Raw genomic sequence first — 23,078 nt, 5'->3', positions numbered from 1 at the left:
CACTATAAAAAGCAGGCTGTCTTTTGACAGCCTGCTTTTTTTATCATTAACCATTTCAATCAACTGTACCATCCAGCCTCCCTTTCGTACGCGTTTCCTCGCGTTTTTGTACCCCTTTTCATCTCCATCTATTATACGTTTCTACTAGACAAGTCCCCGCTCCCGCACGTAGTACATAGGCGTTAGAACTACTTGTTACCACGTTATCTCAGGAGTAAAAATGTCTGCCAGAGAGACAATCGGAGCGCTTGTACTTGCAGCGGGTAAAGGAACCCGTATGCACTCAGATAAACCTAAAGTTCTTCAGGAACTTTTAGGCGCACCAATGCTCCGTTATGTATATACAGCTTTAGATCCGCTCTTCGGTGAAGGCATTTGGACTGTTATCGGTCATAAATCAGAAATGATCGAGCAAGCCTTTGCAGACGAAGACCGCAATTTTATTCTTCAGACCGAACAGCTCGGCACAGGACACGCATTACAGACAGCATGGAACGAACTCGTAGAGTCCGGTGTTTCCCATGTACTCGTCATTAATGGTGATACTCCGCTGTTGCCGCAGCCTCGTCTTATCAACTTCTTAAAAGAGTGTCTGGCCGGTCATGCTGACATTGGTTTTATGACACTCACCCTCCCGCAACCCGGCTCATTTGGTCGCGTTGTGCGTCATCTTGGCGATGTAGCTGCCATTATCGAAGCAAAAGACTACGATGAAAGCCTGCATGGCCCTGAACCCCGTGAAATCAACGCAGGTATCTACCTGCTCGATGTTGCAAGTGTTACACCGCTTCTCGAGCGTCTCACGAACGAGAATAACAGCGGTGAATATTATATTACAGACCTCGTAGGGTTTGCTGTAGAAGAGCAAATGTCCGTTATCGGCGTAGACTGTGGAAACGATCCGCACCTGCTCGGTATCAACAACCCTGCAGAGCTCGTACGTTCAGAATCCCTCCTCCGTGCAAACCTTGTCATGGAGTGGCTTGAACAAGGTGTTACTATCCATGCGCCGGAATACGTCCGTGTGGGCCCAATGGTAACCCTCGAACCGGGTGCAGTCCTGCATGGGCCTTGCGAAATCTACGGCAACAGCCATGTAGCGCGCGGTGCAGAAATTTATTCTAACACTTGGATTAAAGATTCCAATTTAGCGGAAGGGTGTGTTATCCATCCATTTAGTCACCTTGACGGGGCTACAGTCGGAAAAGACTGTGTAGCAGGTCCGTATGCAAGACTCCGTCCGGGTGCAGTCATGAAACAAGGTTCCAAAGTGGGCAACTTTGTCGAAATGAAAAAATCCGTTTTAGGAGAAGGCTCCAAGGCAAACCACTTTACCTACCTTGGCGATGCTGAAGTGGGTACAGACGTTAACATCGGGGCAGGCACTATCACCTGCAACTATGACGGTGTTAACAAACACAAGACAACCATTGAGGATAATGCCTTTATCGGCTCCAACACCTCTCTGGTAGCTCCAGTTTGCGTGGGTAAAAACTCACTTGTAGGTGCCGGCTCCGTTATAACTAAGAACATTCCTGAAAACGCTGTTGCTGTAGCTCGGAGCAAGCAGAAAAACTTGCCCAAAAAATGCTAGTATTGATTTCTCGTACCAAAAAGGATAGTTAAAACTTATGGAACTTATAGACCGTTTAGAAAAAAAATTAGAATCTCTTCTTGAAGAAGTAGAGTCCCTTAAGAACGAAAACTTGCAGCTTAAAGAAGAAGTTGAAGTAAGTCTTTCTGTTCTTGAAGAAGAGAATCGTGCTCTGAAGGAAGAGTTGGAACTCGAACGTTCTACGAAAGATGAAGTCATGGGTCGTATAGACGGCTTACTGACAAAGCTTTCTAACCCTGCAGACTCCATGTAATACGCTATGCGCAGCTTCAATCTGAAGATACTCGGCACTGAGGTCTCTTTTAAATCAGAAGCAGACCACGACACTGTCGAACGGGCTAAAACTTTGGTGGAGGAGCGTTACGAGACGCTCTACAGTCCGGGTATGCCTATCAGTAAGGAAAAATTGCTCACTTTCCTTGTCTTAGGTCTTGCGGATGATTATCTGCAAACAGCAGAGAAGTTGCAGGCACTTGAAGAACGGTTACAACGATTAACTATGAGAGTGGAAGGCTGCACTGAAGATCCTGCAGCCCCGCAAGAATAATCAGCCTGACTTTGGTTGTGTTTCCTGCTTACTGTACGCAAACTGCATTTTTACATGCAGCCAGTCGGGGCTTAACGCCACTCTCACTTTATATATAAAGGCACAGTTGTGCTCTAAACTTGTACATCTCAGATTCAACGAATCTGTGTGTAATAACGGGAGAAAAGGTATGAGTCTGATCTCATTCGGGCTCGTCCTTGTTGGTGCTATTATTGGAGCTGGCTCCGGATACGCACTGCATAAAGTTGTTTCCTCTAAGCGATTGGGTGACGCGAAGGAACTGTCCACACGCATCATTGAAGAGGCTCGTAAGGAAGCACAGGCTCAAAAGAAAGAAATCATTCTTCAGGGTCAGGACGAGATTTACAAACAGAAACGCGAAATTGAACGTGAATTTAAAGACCGTGAGAATGAAACAAAAACTCGTGATCGTAAGATTCAAGAACTCAGTGAACGCGTAGAACGCAAACGCGAACAAGCCAACCAGAAAGAGCAGGAACTGCTCTCTTTAGATAAAGACTTGACCCGCAAAGAGCGTAAACTCGAAGAAAAAACTGCTCTGCTCGATTCCAAACTGGATGAGCAGGAATTAAAATTACAAGAAGTATCTGGCCTCACCATTGAAGAAGCTAAAGAACGCCTCTTCACTGAAGTGGAAGCGCGCACCAAGCACGAAGCCGCTAAAATGATCCGCCAGATTGAAATGGAAGCAAAAGAGACTGCCAACCGCAAGTCCCAGCATATTATTGCTACTGCTATCCAGCGCTACGCAGGCGATTACGTGGGCGAACAGACCGTTACCGCGGTAACCCTGCCAAGCGAAGATATGAAAGGTCGTATCATCGGCCGTGAAGGCCGTAACATCCGTGCTATTGAAGCAGCTACCGGTGTTGACCTGATTATTGATGATACCCCTGAAACTGTTATCCTTTCTGCATACAGCCCGCTGCGTCGCCAGATTGCCAAAATGGCTCTTGAGCGTCTTATCAGCGACGGCCGTATCCACCCTGCCCGCATCGAAGATGTTGTACGCAAGGTTGAGCAGGAACTGGAAGTACAGCTTCGCGAAGTTGGTGAACAGGCTACATTTGATGCAGGTGTTCACGGTATCCACCCAGAGCTTATCAAGTTCCTCGGTCAGCTTAAATACCGCACAAGTTTCTCCCAGAACGTGCTGCAGCACTCTCTGGAAGTTTCTTCTCTCTGTGGCATGATGGCAGCCGAACTTGGCCTTGATGTCAAAAAGGCTAAACGTGCAGGTCTCCTGCATGACCTTGGTAAAGCTGTCGACCATGAAGTTGAAGGCCCGCACGCACTTATCGGTGCTGATCTGGCTAAAAAATACGGCGAAGCAAAAGACATTGTGCATGCAATTGCAGCGCACCATGAAGACACTCCGCCAACCACTGCACTTGCTGTTCTTGTACAGGCTGCGGACTCCCTTTCCGGTGCTCGCCCTGGCGCCCGTAAAGAACTCCTCGAGAACTACGTAAAACGTCTCGAAGAACTCGAAGGCATTGCAACAGCATTTGACGGTGTAGCAAAAGCATACGCTATTCAGGCTGGTCGTGAAATCCGCGTTATGGTTAACTCCGATAACGTTGATGATGATTCCACCTACCTGCTCTGTAAAGAGATTGCAGATAAGATTGAAAACAATCTTACCTACCCGGGGCAGATTCGCGTTACCGTAATTCGCGAACGCCGCGCAGTAGGATTTGCAAAATAGCAATCAACTGTCAGCAAAAAAGACCGCACTCTGTGCGGTCTTTTTTTTTGGTTTATATCCTGACCTGAACGTACACAGCGCCCCTCTTGCCGAGTAAAACAAAAAAAGAATGAAGAGCGTCAGTAAGTATGGTATCACACTGACCTCTCGACAACAGATTATCTTACTTAGTTTATCCAGCCATTGCAGCAGGAGTATAGAATGAATCTTTTTGCTCAGACACCTACGCCTCCGTACTATGCGGTCATCTTCACATCCACTCGAACTGAGGATGAACAAGGATACAATCTCATGGCAAAAAAAATGGTTTCTCTGGCATCACAGCAACCGGGTTTTCTCGGTATTGAATCTGCCAAAGGAGACGTTGGTATCACTGTTTCTTACTGGAGCGATCTGGAATCCATTAAAAACTGGAAATCAAACATGGAACACCATGACGCACAAAAGAAGGGACGCTCTCAATGGTACTCATCGTTTAAGCTACGTATTGCCAAAGTCGAACGTGACTACGAAATGTAGTATTGCTAAGTAAGTTAACTGTCACAAAAGTACGCTCGTACCGGATGATTTTTATCCCACCATCCTTCACTGATTAAACAGAGAAGGACGGGTTTCCCTTCCCATGAAGCCGTTGAAAATGTAGTATCGATGTAATCAGTTATATTTTTCTCTTCAGCTTTTTACTCACGGTTGCCGACTATGTTACCAACACTTCTTGTGCATCCCGATCCGGAAATCCGCACTCAGCTCAGAGCATTCTTTGAGCCTGTCGATTTTGTGCGAGTAGTTGGCGAGGCCGTGCATGTTGACGAAGCACTGGAATTACTCAGTGCCATTGAATACGCAGTTCTTGTTCTTGCTGTTTCCGTAAAGGAACCACGCGACGGATTCGAGCTTACACGAAGGCTTCGCGGCCGCACCACTCAGCCTGCCCTTATCTTTCTTGCCGACAACGAGGATGATGCATTTACTGCATTTGAACTGGATGCCACGGACTATCTGATTTTCCCATGTACTCCGGAACGCTTCAACCGCACAATTTCACGGCTTGAACAATTTCGCATGCATTTTAATCTGGCACAGGAGCCGTCCACACAATGGCAGGAACCTGTTGTCATCGACAACAGCGATGAAGAGCCGGAACCTCCTGAACAGACCCTGCAACTCCCACTGGAAGATGACGAACAGGATCAATTTCTCCACGCCTTGCGTCAGGCATGGGAGCTTACGGAAAAATTCCGCCCTGCAGAAATAGAGAAACTTGCCATTACCAGCGGCGGTCGCACTATGTTGTTGCCGTATAACGAGATTATCTTTATTGAAGCCAACGAAGATTACACCTACGTGCATACAGCATCGGGGAAACATCTTACGTCATACAGACTGAAGATACTTGAAGCCCGTCTGCGCCCGCACAATTTTTTCCGTGCACACCGCAAGTTTCTGGTTAATCTTGATATGGTTACCGAAATCGCTTCACTGCCCGGTTCCAACTTCATGCTGCGAACTGCCGGACGTACCCGCATTGAAATTCCTATCAGCCGTAGACGGCTTGGTGAACTCAAACAGGTTTTAGGGCTATAATATGACAGATAAAGCACACCCTGCATCACACGGTGCCGTTGAATCACTGTTAACGGAACAACGCGTATTCCGCCCTTTACCACGGGTTATTGCAGACTCTGCTGTAAACCCGTCCGACCTTAAGCATGCCTATGAAAAAGCACGAGCCAACCGGTTAACCTACTGGGAAGACGCCGCAGAACGACTTCAGTGGTACAGACGCTGGGAAACAGTACTCAACGAAAATGACGCGCCATTCTATAAATGGTTCTATGGTGCCCGCTGCAATATTGTCCACAACGCGCTGGACAGGCACATCTCGTCCCCGAACCGCAACAAGCTTGCGCTGATCTGGGAAGGCGAGCCGGGAGACACTCGAAGACTCACTTATTTTGAGCTGTACAGAGAAGTTAATAAATGCGCCAACGCGTTACGTGAGTTGGGAGTTTCCAAAGGCGACCGAATTGTCATCTACCTTCCATCCTTACCTGAAACTGTTATCTCCATGCTGGCCGCAGCCAAAATCGGTGCCATTCACAGTGTGGTGTTTGCCGGATTCTCCGCTAACGCCCTTGCTGAACGCATTGAAGACGCCAAGCCTAAACTGATTATTACTGTTGATGCATTCTACCGGAACGGACGCGTGCTTGCTCTCAAACCTCTTGTTGACGAGGCACTGGAGCAAATCAACCATACCGTTGACCACACCGTTGTTGTGCACCGAACCCACGTTACTGTCTCCATGGACACAGAAAAAGACGTGTGGTGGCACGATATTATGCGCGGTAAATCATACGAGGCTTTAACAGAAAGCATGGAAGCCACTGACCCGCTCTTCATGCTCTATACGTCCGGCACCACAGATAAACCCAAGGGAGTTGTACACTCGCACGGGGGATACATGGTGGGGGTACACCACACCTTCACTCAAGTGTTCGACAACAATGCTACAGATATTTTCTGGTGTACCGCTGATGTGGGCTGGATTACAGGTCACTCATATGTAGTGTACGGCCCGCTTATGGCTGGTACCACAACCTTCATTTATGAGGGACACCCCCTCTACCCAGAGGCTGGTAGACTATGGTCAGTTGTGGAACGCTGGGGAATCTCAGTGCTCTACACCGTGCCGACTCTCATCCGCATGCTGATGCGCTTCGGAGAAAAATATACTCAGCGTCATGACCTGAGTACACTGCGCTTACTTGGAACTGTGGGTGAACCTATTTCGCCGGAAGCATGGGTATGGTTCCATAAACATATCGGAAAAGGCCAGTGCCCTCTTCTCGACACATGGTGGCAGACTGAAACCGGCATGATCATGATTTCCCCGTACCCGATATCCGTTTTAAAACCGGGTTCAGTTGCACGTCCGTTACCAGCAATTGATGTTGATATCGTAGACGAAAGCGGTAATCCTGTACCAAACGGTAAAGGTGGATACCTTGTCATCAACAAGCCGTGGCCTGCCATGATCACCACAGTTTTTAATGATGACGAAACATACAAAGATATGTATTGGTCACGGTTCCCCGGCCGCTATTGCTCAGGCGATATTGCCCGCAGGGACGAAGATGGCTATATCTGGCTGCAAGGTCGTGCAGATGATGTCATCATGATCGCAGGCCACCGCATAGGCACCGCAGAATTCGAAGCAGCCCTTGCTACACATCCGCTTGTGGCAGAATGCGCTGTTATCGGCATGCCGGATGATATCCGCGGTGAAGTAGCCAAAGCGTTTGTGGTACTCAAAGAGCAGACTGATACCATCTACTTCATGGATGAAGAGAGCGAGACAGAGCAGCAACTCATTGAGCATGTCCGCTCTGAACTCGGCTCCATCGCTGTCATCGGCAATGTAGAAATCCGTGATTCTCTGCCACGCAACCGTAGTGGAAAAATCATGCGCAGATTACTGCGGGCAGAAGCTACCGGCAGCGATATGGGGGATACAAGCACACTGGAAGAAGACCCGTTCTGGGCAACCAGTGAGTAACACTGACCATAAAGCATAACCTTTTTTTACCCTTCCACAGGATATATGCACCAAGCACTGCATATGACTGTTTTTCGGAGAACACATGGCGTTACAAATTGCGGTACTCGCATCCGGTTCCGGCTCCAATCTTCAATCCATCATTGATGCCGTTGAGCGGGGGGCGCTGGAAGCAGAAATCTGTCTTGTACTTTGCAACCGTACTGATGCGTATGCACTTGAACGGGCTCGCAAGGCAGGTATTCCGACAGCCACCATTCTCCACACAGAATTTGAAACACGAGAAGCCTTTGATACTGCCATGATCGCAGCGCTGAATGCCGCGGGAGCAGAATTGATTGTGCTGGCCGGATTCATGCGATTACTTACCCCTATGTTTATTCAAACATTTGCAGGACGAATTATAAACATCCACCCTGCCTTGCTTCCTTCATTCAAAGGTGCCCATGGTATTGCAGATGCAGTGGACTATGGTGTAAAACTGGCTGGATGCACAGTGCATTTTGTTGACGAATGTATGGATAATGGTGCTATCATTGCGCAGGCAGTGGTACCATGCAGTACAGCAGAGTCTGCCGACGTCGTTCAAAAACGGGTTCTTGCGTTTGAACACCGGATTTACCCACAGGTGCTGCAGTGGATTGCAACTAAACGGGTTACGCTGACCGGCCGTAAGGTTACGGTACAGGATACCGGCCTGCCTAAGGTAGTTCCAGACGGCAGCTTTCTTGTTTCACCTCAATTGGAAGATGGATTTTAGGTAATGAAAATAGGGCGAGTGAATCTGGCTTCGGTAAACCTTAACTTACTTGTAGCGCTTAAAGCATTACTGGATGAAGGTAATGTCACCCGTGCGGCAAGCCGCCTGAATATTACGCAAAGCGGCATGAGCAAAAACCTCAGGCACTTGCGCGAACTTTTTGATGATCCACTCCTTGTCCGCAGTGGAAACAACTTTGCGCTCACCGAACGCGCGGTTGAACTGAGCCAGAATCTGGAACGAATTTTAGGGGAAGTAACAGAACTGCTCGACAGAAGCAGCTTTGAGCCCGCCGAATGCACACGCACATTCACCTTTGCCACTTCCGACTACGTTGCTGAATATATTTTCCCGCAGGTGCTGGAAAGCTACCGTAAGATAGCCCCTAACATCTCCATCCAACTGGAGATATCAGACAGTACTACAATTAATGCCCTTTCCTCAGGTGAATATGACCTTGTGACCTCCATGTTGGATTCACAGCATCAGGGTCTGCATCATCTTGTCATAGGACGTGACCAGTTTGCATGCTGCATGCGCAAAGATCACCCGTTAATGGCACGCGGTGGCGGACTTTCGCTGGATGAATACTGCTCCCTTAGCCATGCAGCTATTACAGGTGGCGGAGACAAGGTGCAGGTTATCGATGCGGAACTGGCCAAGATAGGTAAGCGCCGGACTGTCCAATTTTCCGCTCCGCTCTATACAACAGTATGCAAAGTTATCAGCCGCTCAGATATGATTGCAACAATGCCGAGCCACATCGCAAGTAACCTTGCCCCTGAATTTGATCTGGCATGGTGCGCCCTGCCGTTCTATATTGAGTCATTCGACTATACGATTGCCTGGCACGAGCGCCAGCATCACGATGCTTCACACATCTGGTTCCGCAATGTGATGCTGCAACAAATTCAGTCCAGCCTTTACAGCCATATGGCACAGGAAGCACCTGTAGATATCCTGTGCGTGCTCTAGGAGGAATACATGATCGACAACAACGCAGATGTTCGCAGTTTTTGTTTATCCGAAGCCGACAAGCAATACCTCAGGCAAATAGTCCACAACAGCATCACCAGCTACTTTGAGGGCGAGCATTCCCTCAATGAAGATAATATCCTGAAGCCGGAAAACCCGCTTCTTGAAGAACATCTCGGTGCGTTTGTCACGCTCACACAAAATGGCTCACTGCGTGGCTGTATTGGAAATGTGGTCGGAAATGATGCGCTCTACCGTACTGTTGCACGCATGGCCCGTGCTGCGGCCTTTGAAGACCCGCGCTTTCCACCAGTAAGTGAAGAAGAGTTTGCGGAAATTTCCGTAGAAATATCTATCATGGGGCCACTCACCCTTTGTCCGGATACTGACAGCATTGAGGTGGGAACACACGGTCTTATTATGCAGTACGTACAATATTCCGGCCTGCTGCTCCCGCAAGTAGCCAAAGAGTGGCAATGGGACAAGATTACCTTCCTTGAGCAGACATGCCTCAAAGCCGGACTTCAGCCGCATATGTGGAAACATGAGGATACAAAAATTTACTGGTTCGAAGCCTACGTATTCTAACCCTACACTCTCCAACCATCTTTAATTCATACTTTTTTACACAAAGACCATACAATCTTACTTGCTCGGACAACCAATATCCTGCATTATCGTGCCTCGCATTCTTCATGCGTTTTTTTAGTACACTTTCACACGATTTTTCGGAGAGCCTACCATGTCCGACGCTGATCGCCGCCGAATGTATATTTTTCTGCTTGTCATGACTGTTGCCGTTGCAGCAGGCTTTCAAGCATGGCGAACCCTGTACAACAACTTTGCAGTTGATATTGTAGGACTAACAGGCCAACAGATCGGTATTATTCAATCCGTCAGGGAAATTCCCGGTTTCCTTGCCCTGCTTGTCATCTACCTTCTTCTTTTCATTGCAGAACATCGCCTTGCAGCTCTTTCCATAGCCATACTGGGGCTTGGTGTAGGACTTACCGGTTCCATGCCCACGTATCACGGCATGATCATTACCACGCTCATCATGAGTTTTGGTTTCCACTACTACGAAACGGTCAACCAGTCCCTCACGCTGCAATACTTCTCGCTCAAAGAAGCACCAGTCATTATGGGTAAGCTGCGCGCAATGGGCTCGGCAACAAACCTTGTGGTTGGTGGAGCTATTTTTCTTCTCAGCATGAAGCTCGATTTCCAGCAGCTCTTCTGGCTGTTTGGTATTCTTGTCATTCTCGCTGCAGGATGGTGCCTGACACAAAACCCGACATCCAAGAATATCCCGCCTCAGCATAAGAAAATGGTACTGCGCTGGCGTTACTGGTTGTTCTACATGCTCAACTTCCTCGCAGGTGCCCGCAGACAAATTTTTGTGGCCTTTGCTGTGTTTCTCATGGTGGATAAATTCCAGTTCACCATTCAGGAAGTCACCCTGCTGTTTATTGCCAACAATGTCATCAACTGGTGGCTTTCCCCTGCTATCGGCAGAGCAGTAAACACCTATGGTGAACGAAAAGTTCTTACTCTTGAATACGCTGCCATGGTTTTCGTGTTTGTTTCATACGCATACGTAGAGTCCAAGATACTGGTGGCATTCCTGTATGTGCTTGATCACATCTTCTTCAACTTCTCTCTGGCGATTAAATCGTATTTCCAGAAAATTGCTGACCCTACCGATATTGCGCCATCAATGGCTGTGAGCTTTACAATCAACCACATTGCAGCAGTTGTTGTGCCTGCCCTTGGCGGTATGCTCTGGATGGTGGACTACAAAATTCCATTCCTCGGCGCTGCGGGAATATCTGTCATGTCCCTGATACTGGTGCAGTTCATTCGAACACCGGACGCAGAGTAAACTTTCAAGACTGACATACACAACAATACGTGATAGTTATCAACACACAATTCATACGAGACCACAATAAGGAGATCATCATGAAACGATTATTCTGCCTCGTACTCATTTGCATTACCTTTGCTGCCCTGCCTGCTTTTGCGGAAAATGCCCCGAAAGCTCCGAAAAACGCTCAGGCTGCAGAGCCAAAGAAAGATACTCCGACTGTTATTGCCTCACGCAATACGCCGATTTTCATTGAACAAAAAGGCGCAGATAATCTGGGCTCCATGCTTGCCTTCGAGCTTAAATCAACCTGCAACACATCCAGTCTGTTTAAAATGACAGGTGACGATGTTCCGAAAATCACAGTCATGATTACAACCATGTCCGAGTTTGCATCCCGCCCGAAAATCGGCTCCGTTTACAGTATCGTGTGGGTATTCTCAGAAGATTCCAATAATCTGAAATACTATCTTGCTCAGGACGCCGGCATCGTTACCGAAGAAAACGTCAGCATGCTTGCAACATCTATTGCAGACAAAACAGACCAGATCGCATTGCAGTATGGTTACCTGTTTGAATAAAAAGCAACTCTGTTAAATAAAACAGAACTCAGGACAGCGAACTTTTCGCTGTCCTTTTTTGTTGTTATTTTTAGTTAGTTATAGTCATTTTTTTACTTTTTTATATTTTATCCTGCAATTTCAAATAGTAAAACCAATACAAATATCAAGTGTCATTTTATACGCAGGTATTTTTAGTTTCCCTTACTCCGAAAATATGATTACACCTTCTTCTATTCCTAATCATGACTATAAATAACTAAAAATGACGATGGAGCTTTTAATGAAAAAATTTGCTGCCTTACTTCTCGCATTTGCCCTGCTCGTACCTGCAATGGCGCAAGCAAAAGATAAAGTACTGATGATGGCAACCACCACCAGTACCGACAACACCGGTCTGCTTGATGACCTCATGCCTGAGTTTACCAAAGACACCGGAATTGAAATTCGCTGGACTGCTATCGGCACCGGTAAAGCTCTTGCCATGGGTCGCAACTGCGACGTTGACGTACTGCTCGTTCACGCTCCAGGCGCTGAGAAAAAATTTGTTAAAAACGGTCACGGCGTTGACCGTACCCAGCTGATGTACAACGATTTTGTTATTGTTGGCCCTGCTGCTGACCCTGCACATGTGAAAGGCATGCCTGTAGAAAAAGCACTCAAAACAATTGCTGCTGCTAAAGCTCCGTTTGCATCCCGTGGTGACAACTCCGGTACAAACAAAAAAGAAATTTCTCTGTGGAAAGCTGCAGGAATGGCTGTTCCTGATAAAGCAGACTGGTACATGCAGCTTGGTCAGGGTATGCTCAAAACTCTGAACGCTGCTGCTCAGAAAGGCGCTTACACCATGACTGACCGTGGTACATGGATCAAATACATGGATGTAAACAAAGGCAAGACTCCGTTGAAAATCGTTGTAGAAGGCGATAAAGTACTCTTCAACCAGTACAGTGCAATTGCTATTAATCCGGGTGTCTGCCCTAAGGCACAGGTTAAACTCGCAAACGAATTCATCGCTTGGATGGCTTCTCCTAAAGCACAAAAAGCAATCGGCGACTTCCGTCTGCTCGGTAAACAGCTCTTCACACCAAACGCTGGTAAATAATACGCTGTTGCTTATTCAGACTTTACAGGGGTGGCACTTGCCACCCCTTTTTTTGTCAGGGAGATTTAATGGGCTTCATATACGAAGGACTTATCAAGGCCTTTCAACTTCTTTTTGACGGTAACCCTGAAACATGGTCTGCCGTATACATAACCTTATGCGTTTCGACTCTTTCTATCTTCTTCACTATCCTGATAGGAGCCCCTCTCGGTTTTATTCTCGGGTATTGTCGATTTAAAGGGCGTGACACCCTGCGCATGATTACCGACACACTTCTTTCCTTTCCTACTGTCGTCATCGGACTGCTGGTCTATTCCCTTGTCTCACGTCAGGGGCCGCTGGGAGAATTCGGGCTGCTCTTCACCCTGCCCGGTATCGCCATAGGTCAGGTCATGCTTGGCATGCCAATTGTTGTAGCAATGGTTGCCAATGCCGTTGAAAACGCTGACTCCGGTATGAAAGAAACCCTGCTCACACTGGGAGCTGATAAATTCCAGTTGCTGCGCGCAACATTATGGGAAGTACGCTATCACCTCATGCTCGCAGGTGTTGCAGCGTATGGACGTATCGTATCGGAAATAGGCATTTCCATGATGGTGGGTGGCAATATTAAATGGCATACACGCACCATTACAACTGCGATCGCTCTTGAGACCGGTAAGGGTGAGTTCGCCATGGGCATAGCCCTTGGTGTTGTTCTTCTCATCATTGCCTTTGGCGTTAACTTCAGTGTGGCAAAACTTAAACGACGCGCAGGACAGTAACAATGGCACTGTATGAACTAACAGACATCACACAGGTATATGGCGGCAGAACAGTCCTTACCATTGACTCACTCTCTCTCGAAGCCGGAACTATTACTGGAATCTTCGGACCCAACGGAAGCGGGAAATCCACCCTGATGCGTATGCTTGCGTTCCTTGAAGCCCCGCAATCCGGTCAGTTACGTTTTCAAGGTAGCAACACTGACATTGCAGACACAACGTTACGCAGAGAAGTGACACTACTTACCCAGCAACCATACCTGCTTAAACGAACAGTGCAGGAAAATATTGAATATGGCCTGCGTATACGTGGAACTGAAAATATAAGCGGCATTGCTGAATCTGTGCTCGAAGAAGTAGGTCTTGCACCAGGCTCCTTTCTTTCCCGCCAATGGTTTGAATTATCTGGCGGAGAAGCCCAGCGCGTTGCTCTTGCCGCCCGCCTCGCAGTAAGGCCAAGTGTTCTTCTTATGGATGAACCAACTTCTTCACTTGATGAAGAGTCTACTGAACGCATTCGCAATGCAGCCATCCATGCAAAAACTGAATATCACACCAGCCTTGTCATTGTATCTCACGACCGTGAATGGCTTACCTCTGTATCAGACCGCACAGTTCTTATCCGTAATGGACGAATAGAATCCGAACACGCATCCCAGTAAGCAAAAGTACATCATCACCTGCTACAACTCTATTCCACGTTCTCTACTGCAACAGTCACAGGTCTTCGTAATTTTGTGTGCATTTCTAAAGAGTCACAGCTCGCAAGGGTTGTCGTTATTCCAGTTAGCCGCTATAGTGCAAGACTTCGTAACTCAGAGCAGTAACTTTTTCTTATCAGGTGATTAAACATGGATGCTTTTACTTACAGTGCCCCCACTCAGGTCATTTTTGGTCAAGACGCAGTCGATCTCATCGGCTGGCATATAGTTAAAGAAGCGTCTTCAGTCCTTCTCGTCATGGGAGGCGGTTCTGCCCGCAATAACGGAGCATATGAAGCTGCGACCCGCTCATTGCAAGAAGCTGGTGTCGACTGGACAGAATTCTGGGGAATAAAGCCCAACCCGTCACTGGAGCAAATTGAAGCAGGCATTAATATTGCCCGCAAAGCCAGCGTCGGTGCTGTTCTCGGTGTTGGTGGCGGAAGCGTTATTGACGCAGCTAAAGCCATTGCAGCAGGCTTCTACCTAGACGACTACTGGGAGCGTGTAGAATCCCGTAAGCCAGTAGAACGCTCATTACCTGTATTTACCGTTGTTACGCTCTCTGGGACAGGCTCTGAAATGAACGGCAAAGCCGTCATTACTAATGAGCAGCAGCAAAAGAAATGGAGCCTTGGCGGTCACTGCATGATTCCTAAAGTGACAGCAATTGACCCGCTCTACCAAGTACAAACTCCGTGGAACATCACCGCAGGGAGCGGTATTGATGCTATGACGCATATCATGGAAAACTACTTCCGTGGTCGCATAGCAGACAAGCGCACAGGGTACTTCAACGAAGAAACTACACTGAGTATCTGCGAAGGGTTACTTATCTCCCTTATCAACTCACTGCACTCCCTCCAGCATGATCCTTCAAATTATGAAGCAAGAGCAAACCTTGCGTGGGCATCCTGCCTGAGTCTCAACGGGCTGACCGGTTGCGGACTTTCCGGTGGAGACTGGACTTCGCATGCACTTGAACATGCATTAAGCGGTCGTTTCCCGCATATTCCGCATGGTGAAGGCCTTGCAGTCCTCTTCCCATCCTGGATGCAGCAAGTTTGCGCCAAGGCACCGGATATCTTTAATCGCTTCGCTGCGACGGTATGGGGTCAGGACAGTATTCAGGGCGGTATTGATGCCACACGTGCAGCTTTCTCTGCTTGGGGTGCTCCGACCCGTCTCTCCGCTTGGGGAGTAACCGCAGAAGACGTGCCACACCTTGTTGAAAGCGCATTTGCCTACCGTGATTTAGGCCGCATTGCTCCGCTCAGCAGGGAAGATGTGACAGAAATTTTCATGCGTGTGCTGTAACTCACCTATTCACAAAAGCAAAAACTCCCCCCATACAAAAATATGGCGGGAGTTTTTGCTTTTTAAAAAGAATCTATCCAATTACCGATGAAACCGCGATTTCACGAAGCGTCTGGTAATACCTGCGGAACAACTGTTCCTGTTCCGGTGTAGGTGTCCTTCCCGGCCCGTTCACACCGGACTGGAACATCAACAGTGTACCATCAACCATCATGTACCAGTTGTAATAGTACCCTGCACCATTCTTCCCTTTTCCGTCAGCAGCAAACATGACCCATACGCTCTGCGTATTCCCGAGCTTCTGTACGCCCTGTGCAAGAATTTCCACCAGCCCGAATTGTCTGGAAAGCATTTCTGCAGAAACACGATGCTGCAATGCAGCCAGAATCTTGTCTTCAGAATAAATCCGCTTGGCAGGAGCATATTCAATTGCAAAAAACGGAACACCGTTCCCGAGTGCACTACGGAATTCAAATCCTCTACCTGCACGCTCAGGAGCCACATGCTCCCACGTTTTCGGCATAAGCACACGACAAGAACGCTTCTTACCATTGGCTACCCAGCGATACCGTACCCGTGACAACAGGCCATCTGTAAACTGAAGTTCTGGAGTTTGCTTATACTTCTCAGAATGCAACAGTGCAGCACGTGAAATACCGGAAGGCAAACCTTCCTGTGCATACTTCTGAACACGCTTTGCAGTTGCGACACAAGGAGTACAGCCTGCGGCTCTAGAGTAAATTTTTTTATTTGCTGTAAGCAGGTCAGCATCATAGTTCATAAAATTGATGACTTTATGATGTTCTCCACGGATAGATGACACTGTACCATCGAGCAGTGCGGCAAGTGTACCCGAAGCATCATCCAGCATATCTGCATGACTGGGGCACGTTGAAAGGCAAAGCTCAAGCCCCTGATTATATGTCATGTAAAAATCATACAATTTCATATCAATGCTGCGCATGGCAGCAACCTGTTCAGAACGGATATCGCCAGCGTAAGCTTGCATCGAAAAAGTGCATAGCAAGAGTAGAAACGCAGCCATACAGCTGCCCAGAAGTTTCACAGCACCCCTCCATCGCGGTAAAACAATTCGATCTGCACAATCAAAGATAGATATGCATAACACTATTTTCTTTAAAAAATAAGAGGTTATTTCTGAGTAAACGCGGTGCACCATAGCGCAAAAAAGCAGATAAAAACTTCCGGTTCATGCAAAGACGACACTGCCTCTTCACAGGTGAACCGTTAATGTATATAGAGTCTGTGGCGATGGCGCACTGCGCACATCTACCACATTCACCGGCTTGTAGTACCGGATTAAAGGGGCCGTCATGGTTAATATTCTTGATCTTTCATATGAAGAGCTTGAAGAGTTCCTCGTAGGACTCGGGGAAAAAAAATTCCGCACCAAGCAAGTTTGGCAATGGTTGTGGAATAAATATGTTCAATCTTTTGATGAGATGACCAACATCTCTAAAACTGTCCGCGCACGTCTGCATGAAGAAGCGTACATCCGCTGGCCGGAAGTCGTTACGTCACAGACAAGTAAAGACGGTACTATCAAGTTTCTTCTCAAACTGCATGACGGCGCTCTGGTTGAAACTGTTCTTATCCCGGGTTCAAAAGGACGATACTCACAGTGTCTTTCCTGTCAGGTAGGCTGCGCTATGGCGTGTACTTTTTGCTCTACCGGCACAATGGGATTCAAACGTAACATGACCCAAAGTGAGATTCTTGGTCAGGTGCTTGTGGCTCGCCATTTTCTTAATGATGTTGCTGAGCGTCCTATCCTTCGCAACATTGTGTTCATGGGCATGGGTGAACCACTGCTCAACCTTGAAAATGTGCTGAAATCGCTCAACACCATGCACAGCACCCTCGGCCTTGCTTTTTCTCCGCGCCGTGTCACAGTTTCCACCTGCGGTATTCAGAAAGGTCTTTCAGAACTGGGTGAATCCGGCCTTGCTTTCCTTGCGGTATCCTTACATGCCCCGAATCAGGAAACCCGCGCCCAGATCATGCCTAAAGCTGCACGCTGGAAGCTTGATGATTTCATGCATGCTCTGAAAAACTATCCGCTTAAAACGCGTGAGCGAATCACCTATGAGTATCTTCTCCTTGGTGGAGTAAACGACTCCGTCGAAGATGCGCGAGAGCTTGTAAAGCTGATTTCGCAGACAAAATCCAAGCTGAATCTTATTGTCTACAACCCGTCAGAAGGCGATCCATATAAAGCACCTTCTGAAGAAGCGGTTCTCAAATTCCAAAAAGTTCTCTGGGATAAGGGTGTTACTGCCATCATCCGCCAATCCAAGGGAGCGGATATTAAAGCAGCATGCGGTCAGCTTGTTGCTGATCAGAAGAAAACCCAAGACAACTGTTAATACAAAAGCCCGAAGCATTTGCTTCGGGCTTTACTTTTTGCTTTATAGAATCAAGCGAATATATAAAAGGCACGGAGTCTTACAAACAGTTCTCCAAAAACACGCATGCCACTGAGCAGCACAAAAAGGAATTATGCGCTAGTTTGTTGTCCAGCGTGCAACTCCTCCAGTGTACAATCTTTGCCTTCTGCAAGCTGGCAGTACAACGCATCAACAGTTGTGATTGATGTTTTATTTCCATTCAAGGCATAACGCATCACTCTTTCCGGATGATACTTGGCAATAGTTGTCACAATATCTGAAACTTTAGTAGAGGCTGCAGGACGAGCCAAAATATATGCCGCATCTTCTGCTTCAACCTTTGCCACAAATCCATTCTGCTCTAAGATATCCAGAACATCGTTAATAAGCAGCTGAGAAACGTGTAGCGTGTCACTCATGAAATCCACCCGCACAGCCCCGGAGTTCTGTTGATACGCTCCGGTCAGTAAATTCATAACAGCTGTGGCAAGTATCCCTTTTTCGTAACAGCTCGTTTTTCCGGCAAGCATTTTGTCTTCCTCAGTAGAGCCATACTGAATAGCATAGCAAATCTCCACGCCAAACAATACGATCAGCCAGCTTATGTAAATCCACAAAAGGAACAGCGGGAACTGGGCAAAACTGCCATAAATCAAGTTGTAATTATTCACACCAAGCAGATACGAAATATATCCACTCTCTACCCCTTTCCATAACACAGTACTGATGAAGCCACCGATAACAGCGCTTCGCACCTGCACTTTCAGATTGGGAATAAAGATATAGGCAAAGAAAAGCAGAAACCAGATAACGACTGTGGGCAACAGTTTCAGCACTTTTATGTAGACATAGTTTACAGCATCTATGGTCAACAGCCCCTGCACAACCGAATCATGCTGCATTGTTACGCTTAAGCTTACGGCAACACCAAGAAGTATCGGCCCCACCAGTACAATAGAGAAAAAGTCTGTGAACTTTCTCCAGATTGTCCGCCCGCGCTTAACATTCCAGATTGTATTGAATGCAGCCTCAATATTACCCATCAACGAAATTACAGTGAAAAGCAGGGTTGCCACGCCCACAATACCCAGTGTGGTTACATTGGTATTATTTACGTATTGCAGCAGCATATCGACTGCCTTTGTATTTCCGGCAGAAGCATTCAGCAAAATATAACGAAGCGTCTGACTGTCCTGAATACCAAGCCCCTTGGACATGGCAAACACGACCGCAAGAAACGGTACAATCGAAAGTATGGTTGTATATGCTAATGCTGTGGCGCGCAGCATGCAGTTATCATAAAAAAATCCGGTAATAACTACAGACAGTCTCCTGCAAAACACTACTGCCCAACGTTGCAGCATGGGAAGTTCCTGTAAATCTGCTTCCCACATCCCACGGGAAACAAACTGAACAACCGAAGCAATATGATTCTTAGAAAAAGAACAACCCATAATATATCCTGATAATTTTGCTGATGTGTTTCAATATAGTATTCTCAACCTACATGCTGCAGCTAAACTCTACAATACTCTTTAAAAACAATATCCCGAAACAAAAGGGTATTACGCAGGAGTACATGTATGAAAGAACATATAGATGTCTGTCCCAAGCTGTCAGATGTATTACGGGAGATGGACATAGCATTTCTGGTAGCGGGTGAATACGGAATAACTGTTGAAGAAGCCAGTAAATTCATAGATCATGATCACTTTATCTTTCTCGATGTCCGTACTCATGAAGAAGCAAAAACCCTTTCATTTTCGTTCGCAACACATATTCCGTTGCATGAACTGCCGGACAGACTTTCGGAAGTCCCACGTAACAAGTTCATCATCACATTCTGCCTCTCAGGATTTCGAGCCTCAATGGCGTATACGTATCTGCGAACTGAAGGATACGACGAGATCAAAGCCCTTAAAGGTCGCCTTGATCAATTGGCAGGAGCCATGACCCCGGGCAGGTTCTATAAACTCACATAAAAAACTCCGTCAGCAACGTATTGCTGGCGGAGTTTTCTTCTACCTTATTACCTGAGTGATCTACAGGCATCAGTCAAGCTATGCCTCATGTCCTAGTTTTTCCACTCCAATGCCCGCTCAACCCAGCGGGACAGCAAGGAACAGCCTAACGTAAGCATAAGATACATCAACGTGATCGTCGTCCAAATTTCAAAAACAAGATAGGTGGACGCCATCAACTCCAATCCCTGAAAGGTCAGTTCCTGAATAGAAATTACAGACAAAATGGCTGAATCTTTTATCGTTGAAATAAACTGTCCGGCAAGGGGAGGAACAATAACTTTGAGCGCTTGCGGCAATACAACAAGCCGTAGCTGATCAAAACGATTGAAACCGAGAGAAGCCGAAGCTTCCCACTGTCCGCGTTGGACACTATTTATCCCTCCACGCACAATTTCTGTAATATATGCGCCTTCATACAAACCCAAGGTGATTACACCCGTGATAAACTGCGTAAACTGGGAAGGCTTGCTGAACAAAACAGAAACAATTGAATGCAACCACTCCGGCATATTCTGCACCGCCGAATCCAGCGCGAGAAAATGCGTGAGTTGTGCAGAAAGAAAAAAGTAAGAAATAAAAATAAGGACAATAGGCGGCATGTTTCGCACTATTTCCACATAGGTTCTTGAAACCATGCGCCAAAAATGACTTTGGCTCACACGGGCCAGTCCCATCAAAATCCCTACTACCGATGCAAGAAGCGTGGCCCAGATACTCAAGCGAATCGTGGTAAACAATCCCTCAAGTAAAAAGTTGGGTTCCCAATTTCCTTTAGTATTTTTTACAAGAAATTGCGGAATGGTAGACCAGCTCCATTCATATTGCAGCTCATTTTCCAACTGCCAGTAGAAGTAGACTATGCCGCCGCCGATGAGCACCAGCAAAATGTAATCAAGAAGAACAGGTTTATATCGTGTACGCTGCATAAGAAAATTGTGGCGGAACAAGTCCGCCACAGTGTTTGATATTACTAAAAACTACAAAGTCCACTGATTATTTCAGCATGGACTCCCACTCTTTACCCTCAAACCAGTAATCCTTGCGAGCTTTAAGCCAGCCGGACTGATGCTTGAGACGAACCCAGTTGTTCAGCACATTCAACGTATCCGGATCACCTTTACGCAGTGCGAACCCGATAGGTTCTTTTGTGAAGGTACCTTTGATCGGCACAAATAATTTTTTGGGGAATTCATACGCCTTAAAGGCAGGAAGCGGAGCACTGGCAAGCATTACTGTAGCGCGGCCTGTCATGAGTTCCTGAACGCACTGAGTTTCTTTTTCAAACAGACGAACTTCTGCCTTTGGGAAATACTCTTTTGCTGCTGCAGCTGGTGTAGAACCAATTCGTGCAACCACCACAACACCCGCTTTGTTTACATCTTCAAGAGTCTTAATGTCGCCACCCTTTTTACGGGAAGCCAGCATGGCAATGCCGGTATAATCGTACGGATCAGAAAAGTTTACTTTAAGATTTCGCTGTGTCGTCACAGACATTCCACCGATAATCACATCAAATTTATCAGCAAGCAGCGCAGGAATAATGCCGGACCATGTTGTCGGTACAAACTCAATTTCAACACCAAGGTCTTTAGCAAGTTCTTTCATTACATCAATTTCAAAACCCACAAATTCGCCGTTCTTATCTTTCATAGCCCACGGTACGAAAGTAGAAAAACCAACACGCAGCTTATTACGCTCAACAACCTTTGCAATAACACTCTCTTTACTCAGATCTGCCATCACGTTTTGCGCAGATGCAGGAAGAGAAAATGCAATGACAAGCAGCAACGCAACTACAATCTTAAAACAGCTTTTACCCACGCCGATTCTCCTCTTTTATAGAAAACATTTTCTAGTGATCATACGAATATTTATTTTCCAAAAAATGTACAACAACGGACAAACTCACTGTAATCAATAAATAAATCAAGGCTACTATAAACCATATCTCAAACGTGAGGTATGTTTCCGAAATAATGGCTTGTCCCTGCATTGTTAAATCATAAATGGCAATTACAGACACCAGCGCAGAGTCTTTTACTAACGAAACCGCCTGACCGGTTAATGGTGGCAAGGTAGCACGAATGGCCTGTGGCAGAACCACCAGTCTGTAGATATGGAACCGGCTGAGCCCGACACTTTCAGCAGCTTCCCATTGTCCTTTGGGAACAGAAGCAATCCCTGCTCTGAAAATCTCTGCAATGTATGCACCCTCAAACAACGCAAGTGCGAGCACTGCGGATAGAAACCGCTCCATCTCCAGCACCGGTGCGATCACAAAATACATTATGAGCACTTGCAACATGAGGGGAGTATTGCGGATAAGCTCAACGTAAAAAACAGCCACATAGCGTGCGACTACAGACTTAGAAAGCCTGAACAGTACAGCAAGCAAGCCGAACGCAAAAGCCAGCACCATTGAATAACAGGTTATTTCAAGCGTAACCATCAAGCCGCTTAGCAACGGGCCTATGTGGAATGAGCCATCTGTAGTGGTAAAAAGGTACCGAGGTACCCTGCTCCACTGCCAGTTATACCCTGAGGCTTCTGCACCGGAAAAAACACTCCACACCAACACCGTGACCACAGCCAGATACATTGCAATATCAACGGCAACTGAGCGTGTGTCGGGATGGATATAATAAAATAGCTTACGTATAGTTTGCTGCATGGTGAAAGGCTCTTGCTCCATAACTAAGGAAGACGCCAAAGTGATACTAAAAAGTTATAATTCTAGACAGCTAAATAACATGCACCTTCATTTTGTACGCAAAATAATTCAATTAATAATCATTTCATCACGTTAACAAAAAGCATGTCGACTAAGGAAAAACGCAACCCTCTATGATTTTTCTCGTAACGCTCAGGTGATACCTTTCTTCTTGCAAGTATGCAAAAGCCTTACAGCTGCCTATCTGACATTCTCACGCCTTTACTACTCGGCATCATCTATCGGTATCCTCATCTCTAAAGACTCATTCTTTTTTCAAACTGTATATTTTACGCACGGTCAAAAATTGATTTCAAATATACTCAGAGCAGTTCGCTAAAAAAGGAAATAAACACATTCGCTGCTTAGAAATTAAAATCAGTCCGGCTAGAGTGTAATCTGGACTTTGATTTTAAAATAAAATAACCTTTTAATAT

At 46.6% G+C, this 23,078-nt stretch carries 23 protein-coding genes; 18 read left to right on the top strand and 5 right to left on the bottom strand.

Going from position 1 to position 23,078, the window contains the following annotated elements; genetic code table 11:
- Positions 1-220 precede the first annotated feature (220 nt).
- From glmU to SP90_RS09885, 16 genes are all read left to right on the top strand, one after another.
- Positions 221-1,594 (top strand): bifunctional UDP-N-acetylglucosamine diphosphorylase/glucosamine-1-phosphate N-acetyltransferase GlmU, encoded by a 1,374-nt coding sequence (glmU, locus tag SP90_RS09960; RefSeq protein WP_066855304.1) that lies wholly within the window; start codon positions 221-223, stop codon positions 1,592-1,594.
- Positions 1,595-1,631: 37 nt separating this feature from the next.
- Positions 1,632-1,868 (top strand): cell division protein ZapB, encoded by a 237-nt coding sequence (gene zapB / locus SP90_RS09955; protein ID WP_066855301.1) that lies wholly within the window; start codon positions 1,632-1,634, stop codon positions 1,866-1,868.
- 6 nt (positions 1,869-1,874) lie between these two features.
- Positions 1,875-2,162, top strand: a complete 288-nt coding sequence (locus tag SP90_RS09950) for a cell division protein ZapA (RefSeq protein ID WP_066855298.1) — start codon at positions 1,875-1,877, stop codon at positions 2,160-2,162.
- Positions 2,163-2,331: 169 nt separating this feature from the next.
- On the top strand, positions 2,332-3,891 hold the full coding sequence (rny, locus tag SP90_RS09945) for a ribonuclease Y (protein ID WP_066855295.1): 1,560 nt from the start codon (positions 2,332-2,334) through the stop codon (positions 3,889-3,891).
- A gap of 201 nt (positions 3,892-4,092) precedes the next feature.
- On the top strand, positions 4,093-4,410 hold the full coding sequence (locus tag SP90_RS09940; protein ID WP_066855292.1) for an antibiotic biosynthesis monooxygenase family protein: 318 nt from the start codon (positions 4,093-4,095) through the stop codon (positions 4,408-4,410).
- Between the two features lie 180 nt (positions 4,411-4,590).
- Positions 4,591-5,475 (top strand): LytR/AlgR family response regulator transcription factor, encoded by an 885-nt coding sequence (locus tag SP90_RS09935; protein WP_066855289.1) that lies wholly within the window; start codon positions 4,591-4,593, stop codon positions 5,473-5,475.
- A 1-nt stretch (position 5,476) separates the two neighbouring features.
- Complete coding sequence (gene acs, locus SP90_RS09930) at positions 5,477-7,450, top strand: acetate--CoA ligase (protein WP_066855286.1); 1,974 nt, start codon at positions 5,477-5,479, stop codon at positions 7,448-7,450.
- Positions 7,451-7,535: 85 nt separating this feature from the next.
- The gene (gene purN, locus SP90_RS09925) at positions 7,536-8,210 is read left to right on the top strand and encodes a phosphoribosylglycinamide formyltransferase (protein ID WP_066855284.1); all 675 of its coding nucleotides are present in this window, start codon (positions 7,536-7,538) and stop codon (positions 8,208-8,210) included.
- A 3-nt stretch (positions 8,211-8,213) separates the two neighbouring features.
- Entirely contained in the window at positions 8,214-9,185 is a 972-nt protein-coding gene (locus tag SP90_RS09920) for a LysR family transcriptional regulator (protein ID WP_082936386.1), read from the top strand.
- A gap of 9 nt (positions 9,186-9,194) precedes the next feature.
- A complete protein-coding gene (gene amrA, locus SP90_RS09915; RefSeq protein ID WP_066855282.1) occupies positions 9,195-9,773 on the top strand; it encodes an AmmeMemoRadiSam system protein A in 579 nt (192 codons plus the stop codon).
- A gap of 154 nt (positions 9,774-9,927) precedes the next feature.
- Positions 9,928-11,067: an MFS transporter gene (locus SP90_RS09910; RefSeq protein ID WP_066855279.1), complete on the top strand. Its 1,140-nt coding sequence runs from the start codon at positions 9,928-9,930 to the stop codon at positions 11,065-11,067.
- Between the two features lie 80 nt (positions 11,068-11,147).
- Entirely contained in the window at positions 11,148-11,633 is a 486-nt protein-coding gene (locus SP90_RS09905; protein WP_066855276.1) for a hypothetical protein, read from the top strand.
- Between the two features lie 262 nt (positions 11,634-11,895).
- On the top strand, positions 11,896-12,717 hold the full coding sequence (locus tag SP90_RS09900) for a substrate-binding domain-containing protein (RefSeq protein WP_066855273.1): 822 nt from the start codon (positions 11,896-11,898) through the stop codon (positions 12,715-12,717).
- Positions 12,718-12,785: 68 nt separating this feature from the next.
- Positions 12,786-13,481, top strand: a complete 696-nt coding sequence (locus tag SP90_RS09895) for an ABC transporter permease (protein WP_066855270.1) — start codon at positions 12,786-12,788, stop codon at positions 13,479-13,481.
- 2 nt (positions 13,482-13,483) lie between these two features.
- Positions 13,484-14,143, top strand: a complete 660-nt coding sequence (locus tag SP90_RS09890) for an ABC transporter ATP-binding protein (protein ID WP_066855267.1) — start codon at positions 13,484-13,486, stop codon at positions 14,141-14,143.
- A 189-nt stretch (positions 14,144-14,332) separates the two neighbouring features.
- Positions 14,333-15,499, top strand: a complete 1,167-nt coding sequence (locus SP90_RS09885) for an iron-containing alcohol dehydrogenase (RefSeq protein ID WP_066855263.1) — start codon at positions 14,333-14,335, stop codon at positions 15,497-15,499.
- A gap of 73 nt (positions 15,500-15,572) precedes the next feature.
- Here SP90_RS09885 and SP90_RS09880 read toward each other — a convergent pair whose 3' ends face one another.
- On the bottom strand, positions 15,573-16,565 hold the full coding sequence (locus tag SP90_RS09880) for a hypothetical protein (protein WP_066855260.1): 993 nt from the start codon (positions 16,563-16,565) through the stop codon (positions 15,573-15,575).
- Between the two features lie 268 nt (positions 16,566-16,833).
- Between SP90_RS09880 and rlmN the strand changes: the two genes are divergently transcribed.
- The gene (rlmN, locus tag SP90_RS09875) at positions 16,834-17,886 is read left to right on the top strand and encodes a 23S rRNA (adenine(2503)-C(2))-methyltransferase RlmN (RefSeq protein ID WP_066855257.1); all 1,053 of its coding nucleotides are present in this window, start codon (positions 16,834-16,836) and stop codon (positions 17,884-17,886) included.
- A gap of 131 nt (positions 17,887-18,017) precedes the next feature.
- Here the strand turns inward: rlmN and SP90_RS09870 are convergent, their stop codons facing one another.
- On the bottom strand, positions 18,018-19,361 hold the full coding sequence (locus tag SP90_RS09870; RefSeq protein ID WP_066855254.1) for a YihY/virulence factor BrkB family protein: 1,344 nt from the start codon (positions 19,359-19,361) through the stop codon (positions 18,018-18,020).
- A 129-nt stretch (positions 19,362-19,490) separates the two neighbouring features.
- On the opposite strand from SP90_RS09870, the gene SP90_RS09865 reads away from it, so the two are divergent.
- Positions 19,491-19,889 (top strand): rhodanese-like domain-containing protein, encoded by a 399-nt coding sequence (locus tag SP90_RS09865; RefSeq protein ID WP_066855251.1) that lies wholly within the window; start codon positions 19,491-19,493, stop codon positions 19,887-19,889.
- 92 nt (positions 19,890-19,981) lie between these two features.
- Here the strand turns inward: SP90_RS09865 and SP90_RS09860 are convergent, their stop codons facing one another.
- The 3 genes from SP90_RS09860 to SP90_RS09850 form a co-directional block, all read right to left on the bottom strand.
- A complete protein-coding gene (locus SP90_RS09860; protein ID WP_066855248.1) occupies positions 19,982-20,857 on the bottom strand; it encodes an amino acid ABC transporter permease in 876 nt (291 codons plus the stop codon).
- 67 nt (positions 20,858-20,924) lie between these two features.
- Positions 20,925-21,752 (bottom strand): transporter substrate-binding domain-containing protein, encoded by an 828-nt coding sequence (locus SP90_RS09855; protein WP_066855244.1) that lies wholly within the window; start codon positions 21,750-21,752, stop codon positions 20,925-20,927.
- A gap of 31 nt (positions 21,753-21,783) precedes the next feature.
- The gene (locus tag SP90_RS09850; protein WP_066855241.1) at positions 21,784-22,602 is read right to left on the bottom strand and encodes an amino acid ABC transporter permease; all 819 of its coding nucleotides are present in this window, start codon (positions 22,600-22,602) and stop codon (positions 21,784-21,786) included.
- Positions 22,603-23,078 lie beyond the last annotated feature (476 nt).

The sequence above is a fragment of the Halodesulfovibrio spirochaetisodalis genome (genome assembly GCF_001672295.1).
Classification (GTDB): domain Bacteria; phylum Desulfobacterota; class Desulfovibrionia; order Desulfovibrionales; family Desulfovibrionaceae; genus Halodesulfovibrio; species Halodesulfovibrio spirochaetisodalis.
The sequence above is the reverse complement of the archived record's forward strand: the minus strand, read 5'-3'. Positions and strand labels throughout refer to the sequence as shown.